The 21,265-nt window shown below is 63.8% G+C and carries 22 protein-coding genes, 1 pseudogene and 1 riboswitch; of the genes and pseudogenes, 10 read left to right on the forward strand and 13 right to left on the reverse strand.

Annotated elements, in window-relative coordinates:
* Nucleotides 1-235: 235 nt before the first annotated feature.
* The 3 genes from P5705_RS13675 to P5705_RS13685 form a co-directional block, all read right to left on the reverse strand.
* Nucleotides 236-1,600, reverse strand: a complete 1,365-nt coding sequence (locus P5705_RS13675; RefSeq protein ID WP_277461359.1) for a DUF1329 domain-containing protein — start codon at nucleotides 1,598-1,600, stop codon at nucleotides 236-238.
* A gap of 26 nt (nucleotides 1,601-1,626) precedes the next feature.
* Nucleotides 1,627-3,513 carry a DUF1302 domain-containing protein gene (locus P5705_RS13680; protein ID WP_277461360.1) on the reverse strand — a complete coding sequence of 629 codons (1,887 nt, stop codon included), beginning with the start codon at nucleotides 3,511-3,513 and terminating at the stop codon, nucleotides 1,627-1,629.
* A 328-nt stretch (nucleotides 3,514-3,841) separates the two neighbouring features.
* Nucleotides 3,842-5,524, reverse strand: coding sequence for a fatty acid--CoA ligase (locus P5705_RS13685; RefSeq protein WP_277461361.1), 1,683 nt, complete (start codon nucleotides 5,522-5,524; stop codon nucleotides 3,842-3,844).
* Nucleotides 5,525-5,810: 286 nt separating this feature from the next.
* Here P5705_RS13685 and P5705_RS13690 point away from each other — a divergent pair, with 286 nt between their 5' ends.
* The 3 genes from P5705_RS13690 (at nucleotide 5,811) to P5705_RS13700 (ending at nucleotide 8,661) form a co-directional block, all read left to right on the forward strand.
* Complete coding sequence (locus P5705_RS13690; RefSeq protein WP_277461362.1) at nucleotides 5,811-6,776, forward strand: 2-hydroxyacid dehydrogenase; 966 nt, start codon at nucleotides 5,811-5,813, stop codon at nucleotides 6,774-6,776.
* Between the two features lie 51 nt (nucleotides 6,777-6,827).
* A complete protein-coding gene (locus tag P5705_RS13695) occupies nucleotides 6,828-7,826 on the forward strand; it encodes a class I SAM-dependent methyltransferase (RefSeq protein ID WP_277461363.1) in 999 nt (332 codons plus the stop codon).
* Nucleotides 7,827-7,864: 38 nt separating this feature from the next.
* Nucleotides 7,865-7,986: riboswitch (yybP-ykoY riboswitch) on the forward strand.
* 90 nt (nucleotides 7,987-8,076) lie between these two features.
* Complete coding sequence (locus P5705_RS13700) at nucleotides 8,077-8,661, forward strand: TMEM165/GDT1 family protein (RefSeq protein ID WP_213661110.1); 585 nt, start codon at nucleotides 8,077-8,079, stop codon at nucleotides 8,659-8,661.
* A 107-nt stretch (nucleotides 8,662-8,768) separates the two neighbouring features.
* Here P5705_RS13700 and P5705_RS13705 read toward each other — a convergent pair whose 3' ends face one another.
* Nucleotides 8,769-9,584 carry a M48 family metallopeptidase gene (locus P5705_RS13705; protein WP_277461364.1) on the reverse strand — a complete coding sequence of 272 codons (816 nt, stop codon included), beginning with the start codon at nucleotides 9,582-9,584 and terminating at the stop codon, nucleotides 8,769-8,771.
* 1,234 nt (nucleotides 9,585-10,818) lie between these two features.
* Here P5705_RS13705 and P5705_RS26395 point away from each other — a divergent pair.
* Nucleotides 10,819-11,019, forward strand: a pseudogene (locus P5705_RS26395) (HAMP domain-containing protein); the annotation flags it as partial.
* Nucleotides 11,020-11,133: 114 nt separating this feature from the next.
* A complete protein-coding gene (locus P5705_RS26400) occupies nucleotides 11,134-11,877 on the forward strand; it encodes a methyl-accepting chemotaxis protein (RefSeq protein ID WP_373694316.1) in 744 nt (247 codons plus the stop codon).
* 120 nt (nucleotides 11,878-11,997) lie between these two features.
* On the opposite strand, the gene P5705_RS13715 is transcribed toward P5705_RS26400, so the two are convergent.
* From P5705_RS13715 to P5705_RS13725, 3 genes are read right to left on the reverse strand one after another with little or no spacing between them, the layout of a single operon-like run.
* Nucleotides 11,998-12,618: an SOS response-associated peptidase gene (locus tag P5705_RS13715; RefSeq protein WP_277461366.1), complete on the reverse strand. Its 621-nt coding sequence runs from the start codon at nucleotides 12,616-12,618 to the stop codon at nucleotides 11,998-12,000.
* A gap of 15 nt (nucleotides 12,619-12,633) precedes the next feature.
* Nucleotides 12,634-12,894 (reverse strand): putative signal transducing protein, encoded by a 261-nt coding sequence (locus P5705_RS13720; RefSeq protein ID WP_248918698.1) that lies wholly within the window; start codon nucleotides 12,892-12,894, stop codon nucleotides 12,634-12,636.
* Nucleotides 12,894-13,076 (reverse strand): CPXCG motif-containing cysteine-rich protein, encoded by a 183-nt coding sequence (locus P5705_RS13725; protein WP_277461367.1) that lies wholly within the window; start codon nucleotides 13,074-13,076, stop codon nucleotides 12,894-12,896. Before P5705_RS13725 ends, P5705_RS13720 begins: the two co-directional genes overlap by 1 nt.
* A 125-nt stretch (nucleotides 13,077-13,201) precedes the next feature.
* On the opposite strand from P5705_RS13725, the gene P5705_RS13730 reads away from it, so the two are divergent.
* Entirely contained in the window at nucleotides 13,202-14,368 is a 1,167-nt protein-coding gene (locus P5705_RS13730) for a 1-acyl-sn-glycerol-3-phosphate acyltransferase (RefSeq protein WP_277461368.1), read from the forward strand.
* A 106-nt stretch (nucleotides 14,369-14,474) separates the two neighbouring features.
* On the opposite strand, the gene P5705_RS13735 is transcribed toward P5705_RS13730, so the two are convergent.
* Nucleotides 14,475-14,735 (reverse strand): hypothetical protein, encoded by a 261-nt coding sequence (locus tag P5705_RS13735; protein ID WP_252090258.1) that lies wholly within the window; start codon nucleotides 14,733-14,735, stop codon nucleotides 14,475-14,477.
* Between the two features lie 157 nt (nucleotides 14,736-14,892).
* Between P5705_RS13735 and P5705_RS13740 the strand changes: the two genes are divergently transcribed.
* Nucleotides 14,893-15,099 carry a hypothetical protein gene (locus tag P5705_RS13740; RefSeq protein WP_213659593.1) on the forward strand — a complete coding sequence of 69 codons (207 nt, stop codon included), beginning with the start codon at nucleotides 14,893-14,895 and terminating at the stop codon, nucleotides 15,097-15,099.
* 125 nt (nucleotides 15,100-15,224) lie between these two features.
* Here the strand turns inward: P5705_RS13740 and P5705_RS13745 are convergent, their stop codons facing one another.
* Nucleotides 15,225-15,809, reverse strand: a complete 585-nt coding sequence (locus P5705_RS13745) for a YajG family lipoprotein (protein ID WP_011532230.1) — start codon at nucleotides 15,807-15,809, stop codon at nucleotides 15,225-15,227.
* A 144-nt stretch (nucleotides 15,810-15,953) separates the two neighbouring features.
* Between P5705_RS13745 and P5705_RS13750 the strand changes: the two genes are divergently transcribed.
* Both P5705_RS13750 and mqo read left to right on the forward strand, forming a co-directional pair.
* Nucleotides 15,954-16,187 (forward strand): hypothetical protein, encoded by a 234-nt coding sequence (locus tag P5705_RS13750; protein WP_277461369.1) that lies wholly within the window; start codon nucleotides 15,954-15,956, stop codon nucleotides 16,185-16,187.
* A 606-nt stretch (nucleotides 16,188-16,793) separates the two neighbouring features.
* Nucleotides 16,794-18,302 carry a malate dehydrogenase (quinone) gene (mqo, locus tag P5705_RS13755; protein WP_277461370.1) on the forward strand — a complete coding sequence of 503 codons (1,509 nt, stop codon included), beginning with the start codon at nucleotides 16,794-16,796 and terminating at the stop codon, nucleotides 18,300-18,302.
* 214 nt (nucleotides 18,303-18,516) lie between these two features.
* Here mqo and P5705_RS13760 read toward each other — a convergent pair whose 3' ends face one another.
* The 4 genes from P5705_RS13760 to P5705_RS13775 form a co-directional block, all read right to left on the reverse strand.
* Nucleotides 18,517-18,807, reverse strand: a complete 291-nt coding sequence (locus tag P5705_RS13760) for a PA4642 family protein (RefSeq protein ID WP_277461371.1) — start codon at nucleotides 18,805-18,807, stop codon at nucleotides 18,517-18,519.
* Nucleotides 18,808-18,875: 68 nt separating this feature from the next.
* Nucleotides 18,876-19,346: a hypothetical protein gene (locus P5705_RS13765; RefSeq protein WP_277461372.1), complete on the reverse strand. Its 471-nt coding sequence runs from the start codon at nucleotides 19,344-19,346 to the stop codon at nucleotides 18,876-18,878.
* A gap of 81 nt (nucleotides 19,347-19,427) precedes the next feature.
* Complete coding sequence (locus tag P5705_RS13770) at nucleotides 19,428-19,901, reverse strand: WbuC family cupin fold metalloprotein (protein ID WP_277461373.1); 474 nt, start codon at nucleotides 19,899-19,901, stop codon at nucleotides 19,428-19,430.
* Nucleotides 19,902-19,903: 2 nt separating this feature from the next.
* A complete protein-coding gene (locus P5705_RS13775; protein ID WP_277461374.1) occupies nucleotides 19,904-20,461 on the reverse strand; it encodes a hypoxanthine-guanine phosphoribosyltransferase in 558 nt (185 codons plus the stop codon).
* 165 nt (nucleotides 20,462-20,626) lie between these two features.
* Here P5705_RS13775 and upp point away from each other — a divergent pair, with 165 nt between their 5' ends.
* A complete protein-coding gene (upp, locus tag P5705_RS13780; protein WP_277461375.1) occupies nucleotides 20,627-21,265 on the forward strand; it encodes a uracil phosphoribosyltransferase in 639 nt (212 codons plus the stop codon).

The raw sequence follows: 21,265 nt of genomic DNA on the forward strand, positions 1-21,265 counted from the left end.
GGTACGGATCTTTGCGAGACTAGCGGCAAACGCCACGCAATTGAAGATGATGGGTGCGCTTCGAGCAAAAAAGACTACGACAAAACGAGACAAGACCGATCGACATCAGCGGGGTCGATATCTCGTCATCAATGCAGGGTAGAGAATCCCTGCCGGTTTCAGCCCACGCCAAAACAGAAACGCCCCGGCAAGCCGGGGCGTTCTGGGGGATCACACGGAGTGGGTGACAATCAGCTCAACGTACACCCGACTGACGCAGGGCAGCTGGCTGGAAGTCGGCCTTGCCGGCAGTGAAGCCGAAGTCGTAGGCGCTCTTCTCTTCGTTCTTCATGCCCAGGGCCAGGTAGCGGCCCGATTGCAGGTCGTAGATGGCCTCGAGGGTGTACCACGGCACCTGCACGTTGTAGTACGGCTGGGCATGGGCTTCGGACACGCGCCACAGCTGGTTGCGACCGTCGTACTGGTCGATCACCGCAGCTTGCCAGGTGTCTTCGTCGATGTAGAAGTCACGCTTGGCGTAGATGTGCCGCTGGCCAGCCTTGAGCGTGGCGACCACGTGCCAGACACGGCGCAGCTCGTAACGCGCCAGGTCCTGGTTGATGTGGCCAGGCTTGATGATGTCCGAATACTTGAGTTTCGGGTCATCGAGCTTGTAGGCGTTGGAGGCGATGTACATCTCCTTCTTGCCTTCGAGCTTCCAGTCGTAGCGATCTGGCGCGCCGTTGAACATGTCCAGGTTGTCGGACGTGCGCAGGCCGTCGGCGGCGGTACCCGGACCGTCGTACGAGACTTGCGGTGCCTGACGCACGCGGCGCTGGCCAGCGTTGTAGATCCACGCCTTGCGCGGCTCCTTGACCTGGTCGAGGGTTTCGTGGACCAGCAGCACGGTCCCGGCCAGGCGCGCTGGAGCGGTCACTTCCTGCATGAAGTAGAACAGGATGTTGCCTGGGTTGCTCGGGTCGTAATCCTTCATCTTGTCGCGGAAGACGAACTGGTCCCTGAAGTACACCAGGCTGTACGAGCCGTTCTGCTGCGGGGTGGCCTGCGTGACTAGGCGCGTCACGCTGCCACCGCGGTAGCGGGTGATGTGGTTCCAGATCACTTCCACACCATCCTTCGGAATCGGGAACGGGATGGCGGTACGGAAGTTCTCAAGGCCGTTGCCCCCACCGACCAGCGTGGTCTTGGTTGCGTTTTCCTTGATCGCGGCGAAGACATCGTCAGGCACGGTAGAGCCGCGGTGGGTCTTGTACACCGGGATCTTGTAGGTGTCCGGGTAGCGCTCGAGCATCGCCATCTGGCCAGGCGAAAGCTTGTCCTTGTACTGGGCAGCGTTCTGCTTGGTGATAGTGAACAGCGGTTTCTCGCTGCCATAGGGGTCGGAGAGGAAACCCTTGGCATCGACCGTTCCGGCCGACTTCGACAGCGGCTCCCAAGGGCCGATCGAACCATCGGCGTTACCGGCTTTCTCCGCACCCATTGGCGTAAGGCTCGAGCCTAGCTTGGCTGCTTCATCGGCGGAAACCGCAGCCATGACGCTGGTCGCCAGCAGGGACAGGCCCAGTACACCGGCTTGCAGCAGACGTGTGGTCATCTTCATTCTGTTGTCGTCCTGGATCAGTGTTCTTAGAAGTTCACGCCGAAGCTGAGGGCGACGAAGTCGCGGTCATCCACGGTGGTGTACTTGCCGTCGAAGAAGTTGGTGTACGACAGGCTGGCCGTGTAGGTGTTCTGGTACTCGGCGTCCAGGCCCAGGCTGATCGCCTTGCGGCCTTCCTCGAAGTTGCCGCCAGGGCCCGGCGAGTAGCCGGAGACATCGTGGGACCAGGCCACGTTCGGCTTGAGGTTGACCCCGGCGAAGACGTCGTTGTAGTCCCAGATTACCCGGGCGCGGTAGCCCCAGGAGGTGCTGGTGGTGTAGCCGTCGTTCTCGCACTTGCGGTTGAGGTTGGCGGTGGAGGCGCCTGCACCGGCACCGGCGATGGTGCTGGCATTGAGTGCCTGGCAGGTGTTGGCACCCCCCGTGGCGGGCAACGGGCCAGGGCCATAGACCGGGTCGCGGCCGTAGCGGACTTCGTGGGCGTTTTCCAGGCCGCCGACGTGGGTGACGCCCACCTCGCCGACGACGGTCATGCGGCTGGCGCCCATCACCTGGTCGAAGAAGTGCGTCAGGGTGGTCTGGAACTGGGTGATCTCCTTGCGGCGATAACCATGCAGGTCCTGGCCGGGAACACCGTTGAGCAGCGAAGCATTGGCCAGTGCGCCACCGATCGGACGCACACCGGCGAACAGGATGTCGGTGGTGTTCAACTGCACCGGGGCGTTGGGGCGGTAGCTCAACTCGCCGCTCCAGGCCGTGCCGGTGGGCAGCGTGGTGGAGAAGCTCAGGCCGTAGAGGCGGATGTCTTCCGGGTACTCGACGAAGTACTTCGAGTTGCCCGCGACGATAATCGGCGCCAGCGACCTCAGCTGGGCCGGCAGGCCCGCCAGGCCGGCGTACACCGACTGCGGGGCGCCGGTGGCGCTGAAGATCGGCGCACGGCTGTGGTAGTTCATGAAGTAGGCGCCGAACTCGGTGTCCAGCGGCTCGAACATGTAGCGCATGGCGACACCGAACTGGCCGCTGTCACGGGCGTCACGGTCCGGGCCACGGCCGACCATCACGCCTTCCTCGTTGATGTTCACGCCACGGGTGGCAAGAAACTGCTGGGCCGCCACTGGCACCGTGCGGCTGCTGTTGAGCACGCGCAAGTTGTTGTTGCAACCGTCGGCGATGATGTCCGGCTGCGAGAAGAAGGTGCCGCAGTTGTCGACGACGGTCTGGTCCCATTCGAGCTGGTAGAAGGCTTCGGCCGACAGGTTGTCGGTGAGGCTCTGGGAGATGTAGAACATGTTGACCGGAATCAGGCCTTCCTTCACCTCGGCACCTGGGCGGCGGAAGGCGGACACGTCGATCGGGTTGATCGAGTTGATGCCGCCACCAATGAAGGTGCTCTCACCCCAGCTCACCACCTGCTTGCCCAGGCGCACCGAGCCCGGCAGGTCGGCGATGGAGTAGTTGTGGTAGACGAAGGCGTCGAGCAGCTCCGCACCAGACGATTTGGCGCCCTCCTTGCGGTTGGAGTCGCTGATGTCCTTGAACTCGCGGTGCTCGTCCTTGAGCTCGAAGTCGTACCAGTACTTGCCACGGACGAACACGCCGGTGTCACCGTACTTGAGCTCGAGGTCGTGGATACCCTTGAAGATCTTCGAGAAGGTCTCGCCCTTCTTGAAGTTGAGGTGGCCGTCGTCGGAGGTCTGCGACAACCCCTTGCCGCCGTTGTTGACCCCGATGAGGTCCTTGTTCGGGTTGGCTGTCGACCAGCTGGCGCCGATGGAGAGCGACGAGTCGAACTGGCCTTCGATTTCACCGATGTTGAAGCTGACCGCGAAAGCAGGACTTGCAAGCGTGGAAGCGAGGCTGACGGCCAAGGGCAGACGTGCCCGGCGCCAGAACGGGTTTGCAGATGTCATCGACGCTACTCCATGTACTTTTTTGTTATGGCAGTGAGTCCTTTCAGAAACGGCCGAGCGCCTGGTGAAGCCGGCTCCTGCCCGAGGCGCCACGACAATGCGCGGCGCCCTCCCCCATTCCTGAAATTCCCCTGGCCCGACTATAGCCAGCGGTCACAGGTGCTAGATCCCTCTAAAGTGTGATTTGCGCTCCCTGTTGTTGGCCCGCCCCAAAAGACCGGCCTGTGCGCTGGCAGTGGTGAAGCATGGCTCAATTTTGCCGTTTGACAAGACACCACCCTCTCTAGCGTGCGGGTCGCGATCTTGCGACCGCGACACACGAGGGTGGTTACAGCGTGGAAAGGAATGCGCTGTTACTGGCCTGCCATTGGCTGATATCCACGCGGATGCGCTTCTTGTCGAGCTTGCCGACGCTGGTCTTGGGAATTTCAGTAACAATGGCGATCTGGCTGGGAATCGCCCACTTGTTGATATGCCCCTGCTCGACGAAAGGCTTGAGGTGTTCCTTCAGGCTGCGTGCATCGATGCTCAGCCCCTCGCGCACCACCAGCAGTGCGAACGGCCGCTCGCCCCACTGCGGATCAGGCACGCCGACCACCGCCACCTCGCGCACCGCAGGGTGGCGGCTGACCAGGTCCTCGAGGTCGAGCGACGAGATCCATTCGCCACCGGTCTTGATCACATCCTTGATACGGTCGCGGATATCGATGAACCCCATGCCGTCGAGGGTGGCGACATCGCCGGTGTGCAGCCAGCCACCCTGCCAGAGCTCTTCGCTCTTCTCCGGCTCGCGGAAATAACCCATGGTCAGCCAGGGTGCGCGCAGCACCAGCTCGCCTTGGGTTTCGCCATCAGCGGGCAGGAAGTTGCCATTGCCATCGACGATCGCCGCTTCGACCAGCGGCACCGGCACACCGGCCTTGATCCGGTAGCTGGTGCGCTCATCCTCACTGCCGGCCTGCAGCTCGTCGTTCAGGTGCGCGGCGCTGATCAGTGGGCAGGTCTCGGACATGCCGTAGGCGGCGGTAAGCTGGATGCCCCTGGCCAGTGCGGCCTCATACAGCGCGCGGTTGAGCGCGCTGCCACCGATGATGATCTTCCAGCCGCCAAAGTCCTGGCCGGCAGCCGACGGGCAGTTGAGCAGCATCTGCAGGATGGTGGGTACGCAGTGGGAGAAGGTCACCTTCTCTTCGCGCCACAGCTTGATCAGCATGTCTGGCTCGTAGCGCCCGGGGTAGACCTGCTTGATCCCCATCATCGTCGCCGCGTAGGGAATGCCCCAGGCGTGCACGTGGAACATGGGTGTGATCGGCATGTAGACATCGTTGCTGCTCAGCAGCCGCACACTGTCCAGGCTGCCGAGCACGGAGGTTTCGGCCAGGGTGTGCAGCACCAGCTGGCGATGGGTGAAATAAACCCCCTTGGGGTTGCCGGTGGTACCGGTGGTGTAGAAGGTGGTGGCCACCGAATTCTCGTCGAAATCGGGGAAATCGTAGTGTGGGCTGGCCGCTGCCAGCAGTTGCTCGTATTCACCGCGCAGGCCCGGCAGGTCGGCGCTCTTGTCCGGACCATCGGTCAGCAGCACGGTCCCCTGCACCGTGGTCAGTTGCCCGGCGATGGTCTGGTAGAGGCCGATGAAATCACTGTTGACCAGCACGAAGCGGTCTTCGGCGTGGTTCATGGTGTAGAGGATCTGCTCCGGTGACAGGCGCACGTTGATGGTGTGCACCACCGCGCCGATCATCGGGATGGCGAACATGCACTCCAGGTAACGGTGGCTGTCCCAGTCCATCACCGCCACCGTGTCACCCGCCTTGACGCCAGCTGCGGTCAGCACGTTGGCCAGCCGCGCGATGCGCTCGCCCAGTTGCGGGTAGGTGAGGCGGATCTGGTCGCGGTAGACGATCTCGCGGGTCTTTTCATAGCGGCTGCCGGACATCAGCAGGCGCTTGATCAGTAGCGGAAATTCGTAGGCGCCCTCGGCGGGCTTGATGATGCGCGTCTGCAACATGGGTATCCCTTTTCTGTAATGCGGGCCGGACAGCTCTGGGATCCACTCTAGATTGGTGACGCGCCGGTCAAATCAGCCGAAGGAATGATTTGCCGTGCAAAGGTATGAGCGGCGATACCGGCGTTGACGAACGGCACCGGCGGGCCAGACACTGCCCTGAATGGATCGCGCCCCCGGTAGGAGCCGGCCTTGCCGGCGAACAGGCCAGTACAGCCAGCACAAGACAATGGTTCCCACAGGTTCGCGCCAACGCCAAGAATGCATCCAGCCCTGCACCGGAGCCCCCATGCCCAGCCCACGTCGCGCCGTGTTTCTCGACCATCCGTCCCTGGATCTCGGTGATCTCGACCTTTCCCCCCTGCGGGATCAGTTCGATGATCTGCAGCTGTTCGCCACCACCCGCCCCGACCAGGTAGCCGAGCGCCTGCGAGGCGCCGTGGCGGTGATCAGCAACAAGGTGATGCTCGACGCCGCCAGCCTGGCCGCCAACCCGCAGCTCAAGCTGGTCCTGGTCGCCGCCACCGGCACCAACAACGTCGACCTGGCCGCCGCCCACGCCCAAGGCATCACGGTATGCAACTGCCAGGGCTACGGCACGCCATCGGTGGCCCAGCACACCCTGGCCCTGCTGCTGGCCCTGGCCACGCGCCTGTGCGACTACCAGCAGGCCGTGGCCCGGGGCGAATGGGCCAAGGCCAGCCAGTTCTGCCTGCTGGATTACCCCATCGTCGAACTCGAGGGCAAGACCCTTGGCCTGCTCGGCCATGGCGAGTTGGGTGGCGCGGTGGCGCGGCTGGCCGAGGCGTTCGGCATGCGCGTGCTCAGCGGGCAGATCCCCGGGCGCCCGACCCGCGATGATCGGCTGCCACTCGATGAACTGTTGCCACAGGTCGATGCCCTGACCCTGCACTGCCCGCTCAACGAACGCACCCGGCACATGCTCGGCGCCCGTGAGCTGGCCCTGCTCAAGCCCGGCGCGCTGGTGGTCAACACCGCCCGTGGCGGGCTGATCGACGAACAGGCCCTGGCCGATGCCCTGCGCAGCGGTCACCTGGGCGGCGCGGCAACCGATGTGCTCAGTGTCGAGCCTCCGGTCAATGGCAACCCGTTGCTGGCAGCGGATATTCCCCGCCTGATCGTGACCCCGCACAGCGCCTGGGGCGCGGTGGAATCGCGCCAGCGCATCGTCGGCCAGCTCGCCGAAAATGCCCAGGCATTCTTTGCCGGGCAACCGCGGCGAGTGGTCGGCTGAGTCAGCGAAGGCTCTGCTACACTGCGCGACTTTTTCCAGGAGGCGCCGTTCATGGACCCGCGCAGTGAAGTAATGCTCCGCCAGACGGAGCTGTTCCAGAAGCCGCTGCTGATCGCCGGCGCCCCCGCCGATGGCCTGCTCGGCCAACTGCCCAAGGCCCACGGCTGGACTTGGCATGCAGGCGACCAGGCTCTGCTTGAAAGCCGTTTCGGCGATCGCTGCCACCATGGTGTGAGCGTGCCCGACGTGGCTTTCGACGCGGCCATCCTGTTCCTGCCCAAGTCCCGTGAACTGGCCGCCTACCTGCTCAACGCCCTGGCCGCCCGCCTGGCCGGGCGCGAGCTGTACCTGGTCGGTGAGAAACGCGGCGGCATCGAGGGCGCGGCGAAACAGCTGCAAGCGTTCGGCAGGCCCCGCAAGCTCGACAGCGCACGCCACTGCCAGCTGTGGCAGGTGACCGTCGACCATGCGCCCGAGGCCAAGCCGCTGGAGAGCCTGGCCGAGCGCTTCGAGCTGCCGCTCGAGGACGGCCCGTTGCACGTGGTCAGCCTGCCGGGGGTGTTCAGCCATGGTCGCCTGGACAAGGGCACCGCCCTGCTGCTGGAACACCTCGACGGGTTGCCCGGTGGGCATGTGCTCGACTTCGGTTGTGGTGCCGGCGTGCTGGGCGCGACGATCAAGCGCCGCTACCCACAGAGCCGGGTCACCCTGCTGGATGTCGACGCCTTTGCCGTCGCCGCCAGCCGCCTGACCCTGGCAGCCAATGGTCTGGAAGGCGACGTGATCAGCGGTGACGGCATCGATGCCGCACCGAGTGGGCTGGACCTCATCCTGAGCAATCCGCCGTTCCACACCGGGGTGCATACCGATTACCAAGCCTCGGAAAACCTGCTGAGAAAATCCGGCGAACACCTGCGAAAAGGTGGCGAAATGCGCCTGGTAGCCAACAGCTTCCTGCGCTACCAACCGCTCATCGAGGGCGCACTTGGCAACTGCGAGGTCCGCGCCGAGGCACAGGGTTTCCGTATCTACCGGGCGACACGCGGGTAAAAACAGGGCTTGCCGAAAGCGCCCGGCGTAGGCAGAATCCGCTCCGTCCTAGGGGAGTAGTCTCCCGCGAGCCCTCCGCTCGCCCGGTACGCGTCAACACACTTGGCCCACAGGCCATGGCGCGTGCGACCCACGATCTGCGCAGACAGGTCCAGGGTTTGACAAGACCTATGACACGCACACCTTACCCGGGGCGGGGAGGTCGTACGTGTCATAGCCGTGTCGACCCGCCCCCGTAGGAATCCTGATGCTGGAATCACTGCTCGTCCCCACCGCCATCGTTGCCCTCGCCGAAATCGGCGACAAGACGCAACTGCTCGCGCTCATCCTCGCGGCGCGTTTCCGCAAGCCCTGGCCGATCATCGCCGGCATCATCGCCGCCACCCTGGCCAACCACGCCGCCGCGGGCGCCGTGGGTGCCTGGGTCAGCAGCTTCTTCACCGAATCCGTGCTGCACTGGATCCTCGCCGCGAGCTTCACCGCCACCGCGCTGTGGACCCTGGTGCCAGACAAGATGGACGATGACGAAACCAGCAACGCACGCCGCTTCGGGCCGTTCCTGACCACGTTGATCGCATTCTTCCTGGCCGAGATCGGCGACAAGACCCAGGTCGCCACGGTGATGCTGGCCGCCCAGTACCCGCACCTGATCATGGTGATCATCGGTACCACCCTGGGCATGCTGATTGCCAACGTGCCGGTGGTACTGGCGGGCAACTTCGCCGCGGAGAAACTGCCGTTGACGCTGATCCGTCGCTTGGCGGCGGCGGCGTTCTTCGTGCTGGCCGTCGTCGCGGTGTATTCGGCGATGAAGACCAGTGGCTGGATAGGCTGAAGACCCTGTAGGAGCCAGCCTTGCTGGCGAACCAGACAGCGCGGTGCCTGGCACCGGCTTTGCCGGTGTTCGCCGGCAAAGCCGGCTCCTACAGGGGGCCCGGTGAATTACTTCCTGGCGGCTTGATACAGCGGCATCACCTTCGGAATGGCTGCCTGCAACGAAGCGATACGGCTGCTCGACGCCGGGTGGGTGCTCATGAACTCAGGCGGCGCGCCTTCGGACGCCTTGCTCATCTTGTTCCACAGAGTGATCGCGGCGTTCGGGTCGTAGCCAGCGCGGGCCGAGAGTTCCAGGCCGATCAGGTCGGCTTCGTTCTCATTGGCGCGGCTGTTGGGCAAGGTCATGGCGTAGTTCACCACGGTATCGGCCAGCGCCATGCTGTCCTGGCCCAGGCCGAGGAACGCACCGGCGCCCTGGCGGGCCATTTCCACGCCATAGGCCTTGGACATCGCTTCACGGCCATGCTCGCGCAGGGCGTGGGCAATCTCGTGGCCCATGACCGCGGCGATCTCGGCGTCAGTAAGCTTGAGCTGATCGATCAGGCCGGTATAGACGATGATCTTGCCGCCCGGGCCGCAGTTGGCGTTCAGCTCGTCGCTCTTGATGACGTTGACTTCCCATTTCCACTGTGCGGCATCCGGCCGGAACTGTGGCGCCTGGGCGATCAGGCGATCGGCGATGGCCTGCACGCGCTTGGCGTCGGCGCTGCTTTTGTCCAGGACGCCCTTGCTCGACGCCTCGCCGAGGGTCTGCTGGTAGGACTGGGCGTACATCTGGTTGACCTCATCGGTCGAGAGCATGCTGAACATGTACTGCTTGCGCTCGACGCCCACGGCGCCACCGCTGGTGGTATTGACCGCCTGGCAGCCGCCCAGCAGGACGCTGGCGCTCAACATACTGACAACGAATGACTTACGCATTTAAAACACTCCCTTTTTACGTGCCGCGTATCCTAGGCCCAGTCGCCCGGCCCCGCCAGAGCCGCAGGGAAGATTTCTGCACGCCCCTCATGCTTTTGTATTAGCCCGCCGATAACCCGGGGACACGACCTCCTTGCGCGCGGAGCCTTCCATGAAGTTCAAGTCGATCCAGTTTTCCGTGGCCGCCCTGGCCGGTGCCATCGTACTGAGCATTGTCGCCGCCCTGGTGCTCTATGCCGTGTATTCCGGCGAACGCACCCAGACGCTGGTGCAGCAGCGCACCCAGCAACAGTTCGAAAGCGTGATCGAACAGCGCCTGTCGGCGCTGGCCCGCACCCAGGTCAGCGAGATCCAGCGCGGCCTGGAGGCGCCGCTGTCGATCGCCCGCGGCCTGGCCACCGGCAACGCGATGATCGGCATGCAAGGCGCCGACGGCCGGCCACTGATGCGGGTCGACCGCGAACACCTGATCAACCAGCTCAAACGCACCGTCGAGGCCAACCCGAGCGTGCTCGGCGCCTACCTGGGCTGGGAGCCGAACGCCCTCGACCACGATGACGCCCGCTATGTCGGCAGCAGCATGGTCGGCATCGACAGCGCCAGCGGCCGCTTCCTGCCCTGGTGGTTCCGCAACGGCGATGGCAGCCTTGGCCAGGACAAGCTGGCCGACGTCGACGACCGCACCGTGCTGGCCACCGGCGTGCGCGCCAGCGAGTACTACCTGTGCCCGAAAGAGTCGAAGAAGGCCTGCGTGATCGACCCGGCCCCTTATAAAGTGGGCGACAAGATGGTCATGCTCGCTTCCTTCGTCGAGCCGATCATGGTCGACGGCCAGTTCAAGGGCATGGCCGGTGCCGACCTGTCGGTGAACTTCATTCAGGACCTGCTCAACGCCGCCGACCGTCAGCTCTACAACGGCGCTGGCGAACTGGCCCTGGTGTCGAGCAACGGCCGCCTGGTGGCCTATACCCGCGACTCGGCCAAGTTCGGCGAAAAGGCCAGCGATGTACTGGACGCCGATGAAGCAAGCACCCTCAAGAACCTCGTCGGCGAAGACCTGCACTACAAGGTCGAGACCGCCAAGGACCGCATCGAGCTGTACCTGCCGTTCAAGGTGGCCAGCACCGACGCCCGCTGGACCCTGCTGCTGGAGCTGCCGCTCAGCACCGTCATGGCCGACGCCGCCCAGTTGCAGAAAGACCTGGCCGAGCAGCGTCGCACCGACATCACCGGCATGACCGTGGTCGGCCTGGGCATCGCCGCCCTGGGACTGCTGGTGATCTGGCTACTGGCCCAGGGCATCGCCCGGCCGCTGAAACAGATGGTCGCCATGCTCGACGACATCGCCCAGGGGGAGGGTGACCTGACCCGCCGTCTGCAAAGCGACCGCGCCGACGAACTGGGCGCCATCGCCAAGGGCTTCAACACCTTCCTGGCCAAATTGCAGACGATGATCAGCCAGGTGGTCAGTTCGGTGCAGAAGGTCAGCGACTCGTCGGAACACACCGCCGACATCGCCATCCGTACCAACCAGGGCGTGCACAAGCAGATGGCCGAGATCGACCAGGTGGCCACCGCCGTGCACGAAATGACCGCCACGGCCCAGGATGTGGCGCGCAACGCCACCCAGGCGGCGCAGGCTGCCAGCGACGCCGACCGCGCCGCCAACGAAGGCCTGGACATCGTGCGCGGCACCTCGCACTCGATCAGCGCCCTGGCCACCGAAATCGGCCGCGCGGTCACCGTGGTCCAGGACCTGGCCCGTGACAGCGAGAACATCAACGCCATCCTGGTGGCCATCCGCGCCATCGCCGAGCAGACCAACCTGCTGGCGCTGAACGCGGCCATCGAGGCCGCCCGGGCCGGCGAGCAAGGGCGTGGCTTCGCCGTGGTCGCCGACGAGGTGCGCAACCTGGCGCAGAAAACCCAGCAGGCCACCGAAGAGATCCAGCACATGATCCAGCAGCTTCAGCAAGGTACGCGGGAAGTGGTGCGGGTGATGGAAGAGAGCCAGGGCAAGACCGATGTCAGCGTGCAGCAGGCCAGCCGCGCCGCCGAATCGCTGGAGAGCATCACCCAGGCAGTGTCGGTGATCAACGACATGAACACCCAGATCGCCAGCGCCGCCGAGGAGCAGAGTGCGGTGGCCGAGGACATCAACCGCAACGTGATCAACATCGGCCAGGTGGCCGGCGAGGTGGCCGGTGGCGCCGACGAGTCGAGCCAGGCGAGCGCCGAGCTGACCAAGCTGGCAGAGCAGCAACGGCGCCTGATCAATCAGTTCAGGGTTTGAAATGCAGCAAACCTGTAGGAGCGGCTTCAGCCGCGAACACCGGCAATGCCGGTGCCAGGCACCGCGTCGTTTGTATCGCGGCTAAAGCCGCTCCTACAGGGAAAGCCACCGGCTCAATACTCAAGCGGGCGTCAGGCACTCCGGCCCATTGAGCTTCGGATCGTTGACGAAATACGTCAACGCCCTTTCGCGCAAGGCGGTCGGGGGCTTGGCCAACAACTCGTGCAGGCGCGCCAGCGGCGTCTCCGGGTCCAGCCAGATCGCCTGCTCGGCTTCATCCAGGATCAACGGCCGACGCTGGTTCATCGCCGCTTGCGTCACCACGGCACAGCTCAGCCATTCCTGCTCCTGCACCGGATAGACTTCCCACACCGCCGCGAAGAACAGTGAAGCCCCCTCCCCCGGCGTCACCCAGTACGGGCGTTTGCGCGCCGTGCCGCGCCATTCGTAGAAACCGTTGGCCGGCATCAGGCAGCGCCGCTGGCGCAGCGCCTCGCGGAACATGGGTTGCTCGGCGAGGGTTTCGGCACGGGCCTGGGCCGGCGTGCGCGACAAGTCGGTCAGCCAGGCCGGGGTGAGCCCCCAGCGGGCGCTGGCCAGTTGCATCTGGCCATCGAGCTGGCGCTGGATCAGCACCGTGGCGCCGGGCGAGATGTTCCATTGGGCCTGCTGGCTCGAAGGGAAACCGGGCAGGCCGGCGAAGGCCTGGGTCCAGCGAAACAGGGCGTAGCGTCCACACATGGGCGATTTCAGAACCTAGCAGATCAGGGTACCGGGATAACTCTCCGGCGCTTCGCCGACAAGCGGCTGGGCGGCATTGTACGCGTCGATCAACTGTCGCGCGTAGCCGGCTTGCTCATCGGGCACCGCCAGGCCCAGCAAGCCCTGCATCGGCAGCTCGCCCACAGCGCCCATCAGGTCGCGCCCGACCAGATGCACCTCGACACCCTCGCTGGCCAGCATGCCCACCAGCATCTGCGCCTCCAGCAGGTTTTCCGGGTCATAGATCCGTTGCATCAGTCGTTCTCGCCATAGACATCCAGCATCCATTCCTCGTCATGCACCTGCAGCACGAAACGAATGGGCTTGCAGCAGACCTGGCAGTCCTCGATGTACTCCTGGTCGCCGCCGGACAAGTCCACGGTCGTCTCGACTTCTTCACCGCAATAGGGACAATCGTAGATCGCAGTTTCCAGCATCGCGGCCTCCCGAGTGACTTGTGCGTATAATTGCCGGTCTGTTTACAGGGCCTGCGTGTGTCCGAGCCGTTTTTCGGGCCCCACCCCTACCTTATTACCCTAGCCGTTTCCAACAAGAGAGCATGATGGGCGAATTCGATGCCATCCGACCGTACGACGACGCTGAAGTGCCTGCCGTTCTGGCACGCCTGCTCAGCGACCCGGCATTCCTCGATATCCTCACCCACTTCCGCTTCCCGCGCGCGGCGGGCGCCTTCGGCTGGCTGCTCAAACCGCTGATCGCCCGGCGCCTGCGCCAGGAGTTCGCGGGCGTGCAGTGCGTCGCCACGCTGCAGGATAAAGTCGAGTACTACGTCGACCGGACCATCGACCGCGCCACCGACGGTGTCACCTACACCGGCGTCGAACAGCTCAAGTCCGGTACCGCCTACCTGTTCCTGGCCAACCACCGCGATATCGTCATGGACCCGGCCTTCGTCAACTACGCGGTGTACCACGCCGGCCTGCCGACACCACGCATCGCCATCGGCGACAACCTGCTGCAAAAGCCGTTCGTCAGCGACATGATGCGCCTGAACAAGAGCTTCATCGTGCACCGCTCGATCAGCGGCCGTCGCGAGAAGCTGGCGGCCTACCAGCTGCTGTCGGCCTACATCAACCACTCGATCCGCAACGACGGCGCGTCGATCTGGATCGCCCAGGCCGAGGGCCGCGCCAAGGACGGTGACGACCGCACCGACTCGGCCATTCTCAAAATGTTCCACATGAGCCGCAAGGACGAGCCGTTCGGCGCGGTAATCCAGAGCCTGAACCTGATTCCGGTGTCGATCAGCTACGAATACGACCCCTGCGACCAGGCCAAGGCCCGCGAGCTGTACATCCGCGCGACCACCGGCACCTACAAGAAGGCACCGGGCGAGGATGACAACAGCATCGCCCAGGGCATCACCGGCTACAAAGGGCGGGTGCACATCAACTTCGCGCCCCCGGTGACCGAGTACCACGAGGACACCAAGCAATTGGCGCAGGCCATCGATCGGCAGATTCTCGGCGGCTACCGGTTGTTCCCGGTGCACTACCTGGCCTATGCAATGTGGGCAGAGAAGGACGCGGCGCTGGAAGTGCCGGGCGCCGAGACGCTGTTCCCGGCCGATGAGCTGGCCAAGGCGAAGGAAGAGTGGCAACGCCGGTTGGACGCCTGCCCGGTGGAGCACCAACCATACCTGGTGCAGCAGTACGCGACACCGGTGCGCAATCAGTACCAGGTCAGGCAGCAGGCCACGGTGGTCTGACCGCCTCTATCTGTAGGAGCCAGCCTTGCTGGCGAATGCCGCTTATCATCGGTGGTGAGCGAACGATTCGCCAGCAAGGCTGGCTCCTACGGTGGGTGCGTTGCGTTCAGATCCAGGTGCTGAACCAGGACAACAGCAACGCCATCGCCAGGCACGAGAACCCGAGAATGTAGTAGTAGCGCGGCACGCGCAGGTCGAAGGCATCCACCAGCCCTTCATCCACCGCCAGGCTTTCGCGGGCCATGCTCGCCCGGCGCCGGGCACTGTGCAGCAACAGGCCGCCCGGGCAGGTGACCAGCAGGGCCAACAGGTTGATCAGCTTGGCGGGATGGGCGGCCAGGAAGCCCCAGAGCACTTGCAACGACATTGCGCGACCTCGGTATCACGACGGCAAAGCCCGGCATTCTACCCAAGCCCACGAACACCGCCCCGACTTTGCGACCAGCTGCGGTAAATTTCATCTGTCACACGCTCGTCATCAGGACAGGCCACCCTGTCGGCCTTCAACCGAACCGGAGCTTGTCATGCTGCACGCCGAAAACCAGGACCGCCTCTACCTCGTGGCCCAGAGCGACGAACAGCAGGCGCTGATCGACGGCTTCGCCATCAATGTCCAGGACCGCCAGTGGCTGGTCTACTGCGCGCTGGGCGGCCATGCCCACCATGACCTGCCGGAGGTCGATGCGCAGACCGGGATCAGCCTGCTGGACTTCAATGTGCTGGCCGCCTGATCTGCATTGCCTCAAGACCAGCGCCACACCTGTAGGAGCCGGCCTTGCCGGCGAACAGGTCGGTATAGCCAACAAAAAACCCGCCGCCTGATCACAGGCGGCGGGTTTTCTTCATTGCAACCGCCTTACTCGCCCAGCACCTGACCAACGGTCGGGTCCTTGAACAGGCGGGTCAGGGCATCGCTGAGCACGTCGCTGACCAGCTTGGTGTTGGTTTCCTGGTTCGGCGCCATGCCGAAGCGCTGGTCCAGCGAGGCACCGTAACGGCCGCTGTAGCGACGGTTGGCATTCGACACGTCGGCACGGAAGGTGGCGCCGATGGTCGCCTCGGTCACGTACATCTTGTCCTTGGGCGACTGATATTTCAGTTCAGCCAGCGTCACGGTCAGCTGCGGCGCGTTGTAGGCGTTGGGGGTCGGGGTGAAGCCGAGCAGGCGCACCGCCGCCTCGGCCTGGGCCTGCAACTTGGGCACGACGTCGTTGCCATTGACGGTGATGGTGCTGGTCTCGGGGTACATGCCACCCCGGGTACCCAGCGACTGCGAGGCACGCCCGTCGACCACCTTGACCACCACCGGTTGGCCGTGGCCGACTGGGGCCAACTGTTGCGTTAGCTTGGGTTGCGGGCTGAGTTGTTGCGGGCTGTGGGCACAACCGGCCAGGCTCAGGCTGGCTACCGCGAACAAACCGACCAACAGACGTTGCAACATGCGCGTTTCTCCAGAAAAAGCGGCAAAGGCCCACAGTATACCCAGCGCGCCACAGGCCAGCCATCGGCCTTTCCCGCCTGTCACAATGGTTTCATGGCCCGCGCGCTATGCTGGCACCAGCCCGAACACACAGGACCGTCCGCCATGAACCTGTTCTGGAACCTGCTCCTGCAACGCCCGCGCCACGCCACCTACGCCCGTCTCGACAGTGACGGCATCTGCCTGGGCTTCAAGCAGTGCAGCCTGCCACCAATCGGCAGCGGCTGGGTCCAGGTCAACGAGGCGCACCTGGGTTGGCTGGGCCAACCGCTGCCAGCCAGCGCCCGCCTTTGCACCCCTGCAAGGCGTCGTTGGCAGCAACGCACCCTGTCTGCCTGACAAACGCTGCAATAAAAACCCAAGAAGCATGACCTTTCTGCCCGCGACCTCGTTATAATCTCCCCCCGATTATAAGGACGTCTCCTGATCGGGCCCCGCATTCGCCGATTGACCCCGGCACCCTCGACGCTTCGCCCACAGAGAGCCTTCCACTCAGGTCTTGCATTGGCTGTCGTGCCTGCTGTTTCCGGCCTTCTGCTTCGCATGAACCTGCGGGTTGCCATCGCGCAGTCCACTTTTGAGGTTCACGACTCCAAAAGAGCGTGAAAAAATGGTTTTTCACAACTTCACGAGAGTGTGGCGAGCAAATGAACAGTCTGGCATGTGCAAAAGCGGCAGATGATTCACAAACAGCCCTGAGCAGACGGCGCAAATGCTCCTGCAGGATAGGAGCCTGAGGCCGATCCATAACGCACGACGGGCCCCTTGACCATAAGTCGAATTGCCGCACCCGTGGCAAACGGCGTTCAATACCTGAACACCCAAGACTGGTTGGCGGTGTCCGCTGGAGTTGCAAGAACTGCGAAGAGTCGGACATGGCGATCCTGGCGACCCCAGGGTTCCTATGCTGTCAATTAGGTGCTGTAGATTGTGGAGACGCGTTAAATGGCGCAGAACGAATCGGTTGATGTGGTACTGGTAGGCGCGGGCATCATGAGTGCCACCCTGGCCGTACTGCTCAAGGAGCTCGACCCGTCGATCAAGCTGGAGGTCGTCGAGGCGATGGACTCCGGGGCCGCGGAGAGTTCCAACCCCTGGAACAACGCCGGTACCGGCCATGCCGGCCTGTGCGAGCTGAACTATACCCCGCAGGCCGCCGATGGCAGCATCGATATCAAGAAGGCCGTGCACATCAACACCCAGTTCGAGGTATCGCGTCAGTTCTGGGCCTATCTCAGCAAAAAAGGCGGCTTCGGCTCGCCCCGCGCCTTCATCAACCCGGTGCCGCACCTGAGCTATGTCGAGGGTGACAAGGGTATTTCCTTCCTCAAGAAGCGCTTCGAGCTGCTCAAGCAGCACCACGCCTTCGCGGACATGGAATACACCGAAGACAAGGCCGTGATGAACGAGTGGATGCCGCTGATGATGCCGGGCCGCCCGGCCGACCAGCGCATTGCCGCCACCCGCGTGATGAAGGGTACCGACGTCAACTTCGGCGCCCTGACCAACAAGCTGCTCAAGCAACTGGGCAACAGCCCGGATACCCAGGTCAAGTACAGCAAGAAAGTCGTCGGCCTGCGCCGCAACGGCAGCGGCTGGACCGTGAGCATCAAGGACGTCAACAGCGGCGGCAGCCGTGAAGTCGACGCCCGCTTCGTCTTCCTCGGCGCCGGCGGCGCGGCCCTGCCCCTGCTGCAACTGTCCGGCATCCCGGAGAGCAAGGGCTTCGGTGGCTTCCCGGTCAGCGGCCAATGGCTGCGTTGCGACAACCCGGAAATCGTCAAGCAGCACCAGGCCAAGGTCTACAGCCAGGCCGCGGTCGGCGCGCCACCGATGTCGGTCCCGCACCTGGACACCCGCGTGGTCGATGGCAACACCTCGCTGCTGTTCGGCCCGTATGCCGGCTTCACCACCAAGTTCCTCAAGCACGGCTCGCTCATGGACCTGCCGCTGTCGGTGCGCATGGGCAACATCGGCCCGATGCTGGCCGTGGCCCGCGACAACATGGACCTGACCAAGTACCTGGTCAGCGAAGTGATGCAGTCGATGGAGCAACGCCTGGAATCGCTGCGCCGCTTCTACCCGCAAGCGAAAGCCGAGGACTGGCGCCTGGAAGTGGCCGGCCAGCGCGTGCAGATCATCAAGAAGGACCCGAAGAAAGGCGGCATCCTGCAGTTCGGCACCGAACTGGTGGCGGCCGAGGACGGCAGCCTGGCCGCCCTGCTTGGCGCTTCGCCAGGCGCCTCGGTGACCGTGTCGATCATGCTCGAGCTGATCGAGCGCTGCTTCCCCGAGCAGGCCAAGGGTGCCTGGGCTGCCAAGCTCAAGGAAATCTTCCCGGCCCGCGAGAAGGTCCTGGCCACCGACGCCGCCCTGTACCACAAGATCAGCGCCGACAACGACGTGGCGCTGGACCTGGTGGACAGCAGCCCGGCCAAGCAGCATTACGCCTGAACCGGCTGAAACGAAAAAACGCCCCTCGGGGCGTTTTTTTGTGCCTGTTCCCCAACCCCCGCATTTCTATTTGTAGGAGCGGCCTTGTGCCGCGAAAGGGCTGCGAAGCAGCCCCAGCGATGTTGAGTGTTGAGGCAAGGCATCAATCCGGGGCCGCTTCGCGACCCTTTCGCGGCACAAGGCCGCTCCTACAGGAAACGTCGAACGAGCTGATTCAACCGCGGGCGTTGTCGATGATCTCGATGTACTCCGGCGCATTGCGCTGGTCGGCGATCGCCTCGACGAAGGTCTTGCCGTGCTCGTCCTTGCCATCCAGGTCATAGCCGGCCGCGACGAAGAACCCCACATAGCGTTCGAAGTCATCGACACGCAGGCCGCGATAGCCCTTGATCAGCTTGTGATGCGATGGCGAGGTGAGGCCATCGGCCGGCTCGAACTGCAGGAACGACTTGATGTACTCGTCGCTGATCTCGTCACCAATCACTTGTTTCTTGTCTTTGCGCATCGCCGACTCCAACTGGACCATCACGGTAATTCGAAGGCCGGCAGTGTACCCCTCGAAACCTGCGAGCCTCAACGCGTACGTACGGTACCGGTGTGCAAGTCGGCCCAGACGTGGCCATTGGTGTAGGTGAGGAACTGCACATACAGGGTTTCGTTGCGCAGCAGGTCCATGATCACCCGGTAGTCCGCCATCGGATAGTTGAGGGTCAGGGTGCGGCTGTTGTCGTCATAAACCGGCTTTTTCAGGCTCTTGCCACCTTCTCCATCGAAATTGATCAGCACCTGGCCGATGGTCGAGCCCTTGCTCAACGGCTTGCCTTTCAGGCGCATCTGCAAGGAAGACGTGATCGGAATGGGTTGCTGGTCGGACTGGCGCTGGGTACCCACCACCACGGTGTAGTCGGTGACCTGCAACAATTGCTGGCTGGTCGGCGCTTCCTGGCGCAGGGACAGGTCGTCGGGGGGGAGGAACTGGCTGTGCAGCGGAGCGGCCGAGAGCGGAAGGCTCACCGCCAGCAGGAGGGGGACGATTGCACGCATGTGAGGCTCCTTGGTATGAGCAGGCACTCTACGCATGGCCCCTGTCGCGGGGCAAGCCCGCTCCCAGGAGCGGCCATTCAGTCAGGCGAACTGCGCGCACATCCAGGCGTGGTACTCGGCAACGCCGGCATCACCGTCGCGAGGCGCCCATTCAGCCAACTCACCCTCACCGACCGGACGATACGGCCCTGCCTTGCATTCGAACATGATGCTGTCGTCTTCCAGTACCACCAGGCCATGGAAAACACCTGGCGCGAGGTCGACGCCCAGGCATTCCCCTCCGGCCTCGAGTACACGCTTGTCGATCACGGCACCCCGGTCATCGAAGATCAGCAAGCCCAGGCGCCCCCTCAGCACGATCAACGTCTCGGCCTTGTCATCGCTCAAGTGACGATGGGGCTGGATGTAGGTACGCGGCTGCAGGCCCACGGCCATGCGATGGCATGGCTCCTCCATACCATGGAAGTTGTGGTTCTGGCGCCCACGCGGGCTGGAAGTAGCACGCTCTGCCAGCGCGGTGAACAACGACTGATCGAGGAACCCCGGCTGGCGCATGATCACAACCCCTTGACGGCGAAGATACCGTTGGCGTTGCGCCAGTAGCCCTTGTAGTCCATGCCGTAGCCGAAGATGTAGCGGTCCACGCACGGCAAGCCGGAGTAGGTGGCCTTCAGGTCCGGGCTGGCCTTGCGATCATGATCCTTGTCGATCAGCACGGCGGTGTGTACCGCGCGGGCGCCGGCGTGCTTGCAGAACTCGATGATGGCGCTCAGGGTGTGGCCTTCGTCGAGGATGTCATCGACGATCAGCACGTCACGGTCGATGAACGACACTTCCGGCTTGGCCTTCCAGAACAGCTCGCCACCACTGGTGGTGTTGCGGTAGCGGGTGGCGTGCAGGTAGGAGGCTTCCAGCGGGAACTGCAGGTGGGTGAGCAGCTTGCCGGAGAAGATCAGGCCGCCGTTCATCACGCAGAAGACCACCGGGTTCTTATCGTGCAGGTCCTGGCAGATCTGTTTGCCGACCTCGGCGATGGCGGCCTCGACCTCGGCTTCGTTGTACAGGCAATCAGCCTCGCGCATCACTTGACGGATATGCTCGAGATCGGCGGACATGGCGCTCTCCAGGGGGTGCGTTTTGGAAAAGCGGGAAAAGGTACGCATCCGCTCGTCCCAGATCAAGCCTTTATGGACTAACGTGCACAATGACTGCACGACATCAGGGACTGAATAGATTAACCTAGCGCGGTTTTTTTGCCCGCCTCCCGGAGCCCTCCCCCCATGCCTACTCGTGAGATCCGCCATCCGCTGATCCGCCATAAGCTCGGCCTGATGCGCCGTGCCGATATCAGCACCAAGAATTTTCGCGAACTCGCCCAGGAAGTCGGCGCCCTCCTGACCTACGAAGCCACCCAGGACCTGCCACTCGAAACTTACGAGATCGACGGCTGGTGCGGCAAGGTGCAGGTCGAGAAAATCGCCGGCAAGAAGATCACCGTGGTGCCGATCCTGCGCGCCGGCATCGGCATGCTCGACGGCGTGCTCAGCCTGATCCCGGGCGCCAAGGTCAGTGCCGTGGGCGTTGCCCGCAACGAAGAAACCCTGGAAGCCCACACCTACCTGGAAAAGCTCGCGCCGGACATCAACCAGCGCCTGGCCCTGATCATCGACCCGATGCTGGCCACCGGTGGCTCGATGGTCGCCACCATTGACCTGCTGAAAAAGGCCGGCTGCAAGGAAATCCGCGCCATGGTGCTGGTAGCCGCCCCCGAAGGCATCGAAGTGGTGGAAAAAGCCCACCCGGACGTGCGGATCTACACCGCATCGATCGACCAGCGCCTGAATGAGCACGGTTACATCGTCCCCGGCCTGGGCGATGCCGGCGACAAGATCTTCGGCACCAAGCAGAAGGACGCCTGA

Origin of the sequence: Pseudomonas entomophila, assembly GCF_029478665.1 — a bacterium.
Taxonomy (GTDB): domain Bacteria; phylum Pseudomonadota; class Gammaproteobacteria; order Pseudomonadales; family Pseudomonadaceae; genus Aquipseudomonas; species Aquipseudomonas entomophila_F.

Excerpts from the sequence above, each read along its gene's own strand:
- P5705_RS13675 (WP_277461359.1), bottom strand. The coding sequence starts at position 1,600 with ATGAAGATGACCACACGTCTGCTGCAAGCCGGTGTACTGGGCCTGTCC.
- P5705_RS13680 (WP_277461360.1), bottom strand. The coding sequence starts at position 3,513 with ATGACATCTGCAAACCCGTTCTGGCGCCGGGCACGTCTGCCCTTGGCC.
- P5705_RS13685 (WP_277461361.1), bottom strand. The coding sequence starts at position 5,524 with ATGTTGCAGACGCGCATCATCAAGCCCGCCGAGGGCGCCTACGAATTT.
- P5705_RS13690 (WP_277461362.1), top strand. The coding sequence starts at position 5,811 with ATGCCCAGCCCACGTCGCGCCGTGTTTCTCGACCATCCGTCCCTGGAT.
- P5705_RS13695 (WP_277461363.1), top strand. The coding sequence starts at position 6,828 with ATGGACCCGCGCAGTGAAGTAATGCTCCGCCAGACGGAGCTGTTCCAG.
- P5705_RS13705 (WP_277461364.1), bottom strand. The coding sequence starts at position 9,584 with ATGCGTAAGTCATTCGTTGTCAGTATGTTGAGCGCCAGCGTCCTGCTG.
- P5705_RS26400 (WP_373694316.1), top strand. The coding sequence starts at position 11,134 with ATGGCCGAGATCGACCAGGTGGCCACCGCCGTGCACGAAATGACCGCC.
- P5705_RS13715 (WP_277461366.1), bottom strand. The coding sequence starts at position 12,618 with ATGTGTGGACGCTACGCCCTGTTTCGCTGGACCCAGGCCTTCGCCGGC.
- P5705_RS13720 (WP_248918698.1), bottom strand. The coding sequence starts at position 12,894 with ATGCAACGGATCTATGACCCGGAAAACCTGCTGGAGGCGCAGATGCTG.
- P5705_RS13725 (WP_277461367.1), bottom strand. The coding sequence starts at position 13,076 with ATGCTGGAAACTGCGATCTACGATTGTCCCTATTGCGGTGAAGAAGTC.
- P5705_RS13730 (WP_277461368.1), top strand. The coding sequence starts at position 13,202 with ATGGGCGAATTCGATGCCATCCGACCGTACGACGACGCTGAAGTGCCT.
- P5705_RS13735 (WP_252090258.1), bottom strand. The coding sequence starts at position 14,735 with ATGTCGTTGCAAGTGCTCTGGGGCTTCCTGGCCGCCCATCCCGCCAAG.
- P5705_RS13740 (WP_213659593.1), top strand. The coding sequence starts at position 14,893 with ATGCTGCACGCCGAAAACCAGGACCGCCTCTACCTCGTGGCCCAGAGC.
- P5705_RS13745 (WP_011532230.1), bottom strand. The coding sequence starts at position 15,809 with ATGTTGCAACGTCTGTTGGTCGGTTTGTTCGCGGTAGCCAGCCTGAGC.
- P5705_RS13750 (WP_277461369.1), top strand. The coding sequence starts at position 15,954 with ATGAACCTGTTCTGGAACCTGCTCCTGCAACGCCCGCGCCACGCCACC.
- mqo (WP_277461370.1), top strand. The coding sequence starts at position 16,794 with ATGGCGCAGAACGAATCGGTTGATGTGGTACTGGTAGGCGCGGGCATC.
- P5705_RS13760 (WP_277461371.1), bottom strand. The coding sequence starts at position 18,807 with ATGCGCAAAGACAAGAAACAAGTGATTGGTGACGAGATCAGCGACGAG.
- P5705_RS13765 (WP_277461372.1), bottom strand. The coding sequence starts at position 19,346 with ATGCGTGCAATCGTCCCCCTCCTGCTGGCGGTGAGCCTTCCGCTCTCG.
- P5705_RS13770 (WP_277461373.1), bottom strand. The coding sequence starts at position 19,901 with ATGCGCCAGCCGGGGTTCCTCGATCAGTCGTTGTTCACCGCGCTGGCA.
- P5705_RS13775 (WP_277461374.1), bottom strand. The coding sequence starts at position 20,461 with ATGTCCGCCGATCTCGAGCATATCCGTCAAGTGATGCGCGAGGCTGAT.
- upp (WP_277461375.1), top strand. The coding sequence starts at position 20,627 with ATGCCTACTCGTGAGATCCGCCATCCGCTGATCCGCCATAAGCTCGGC.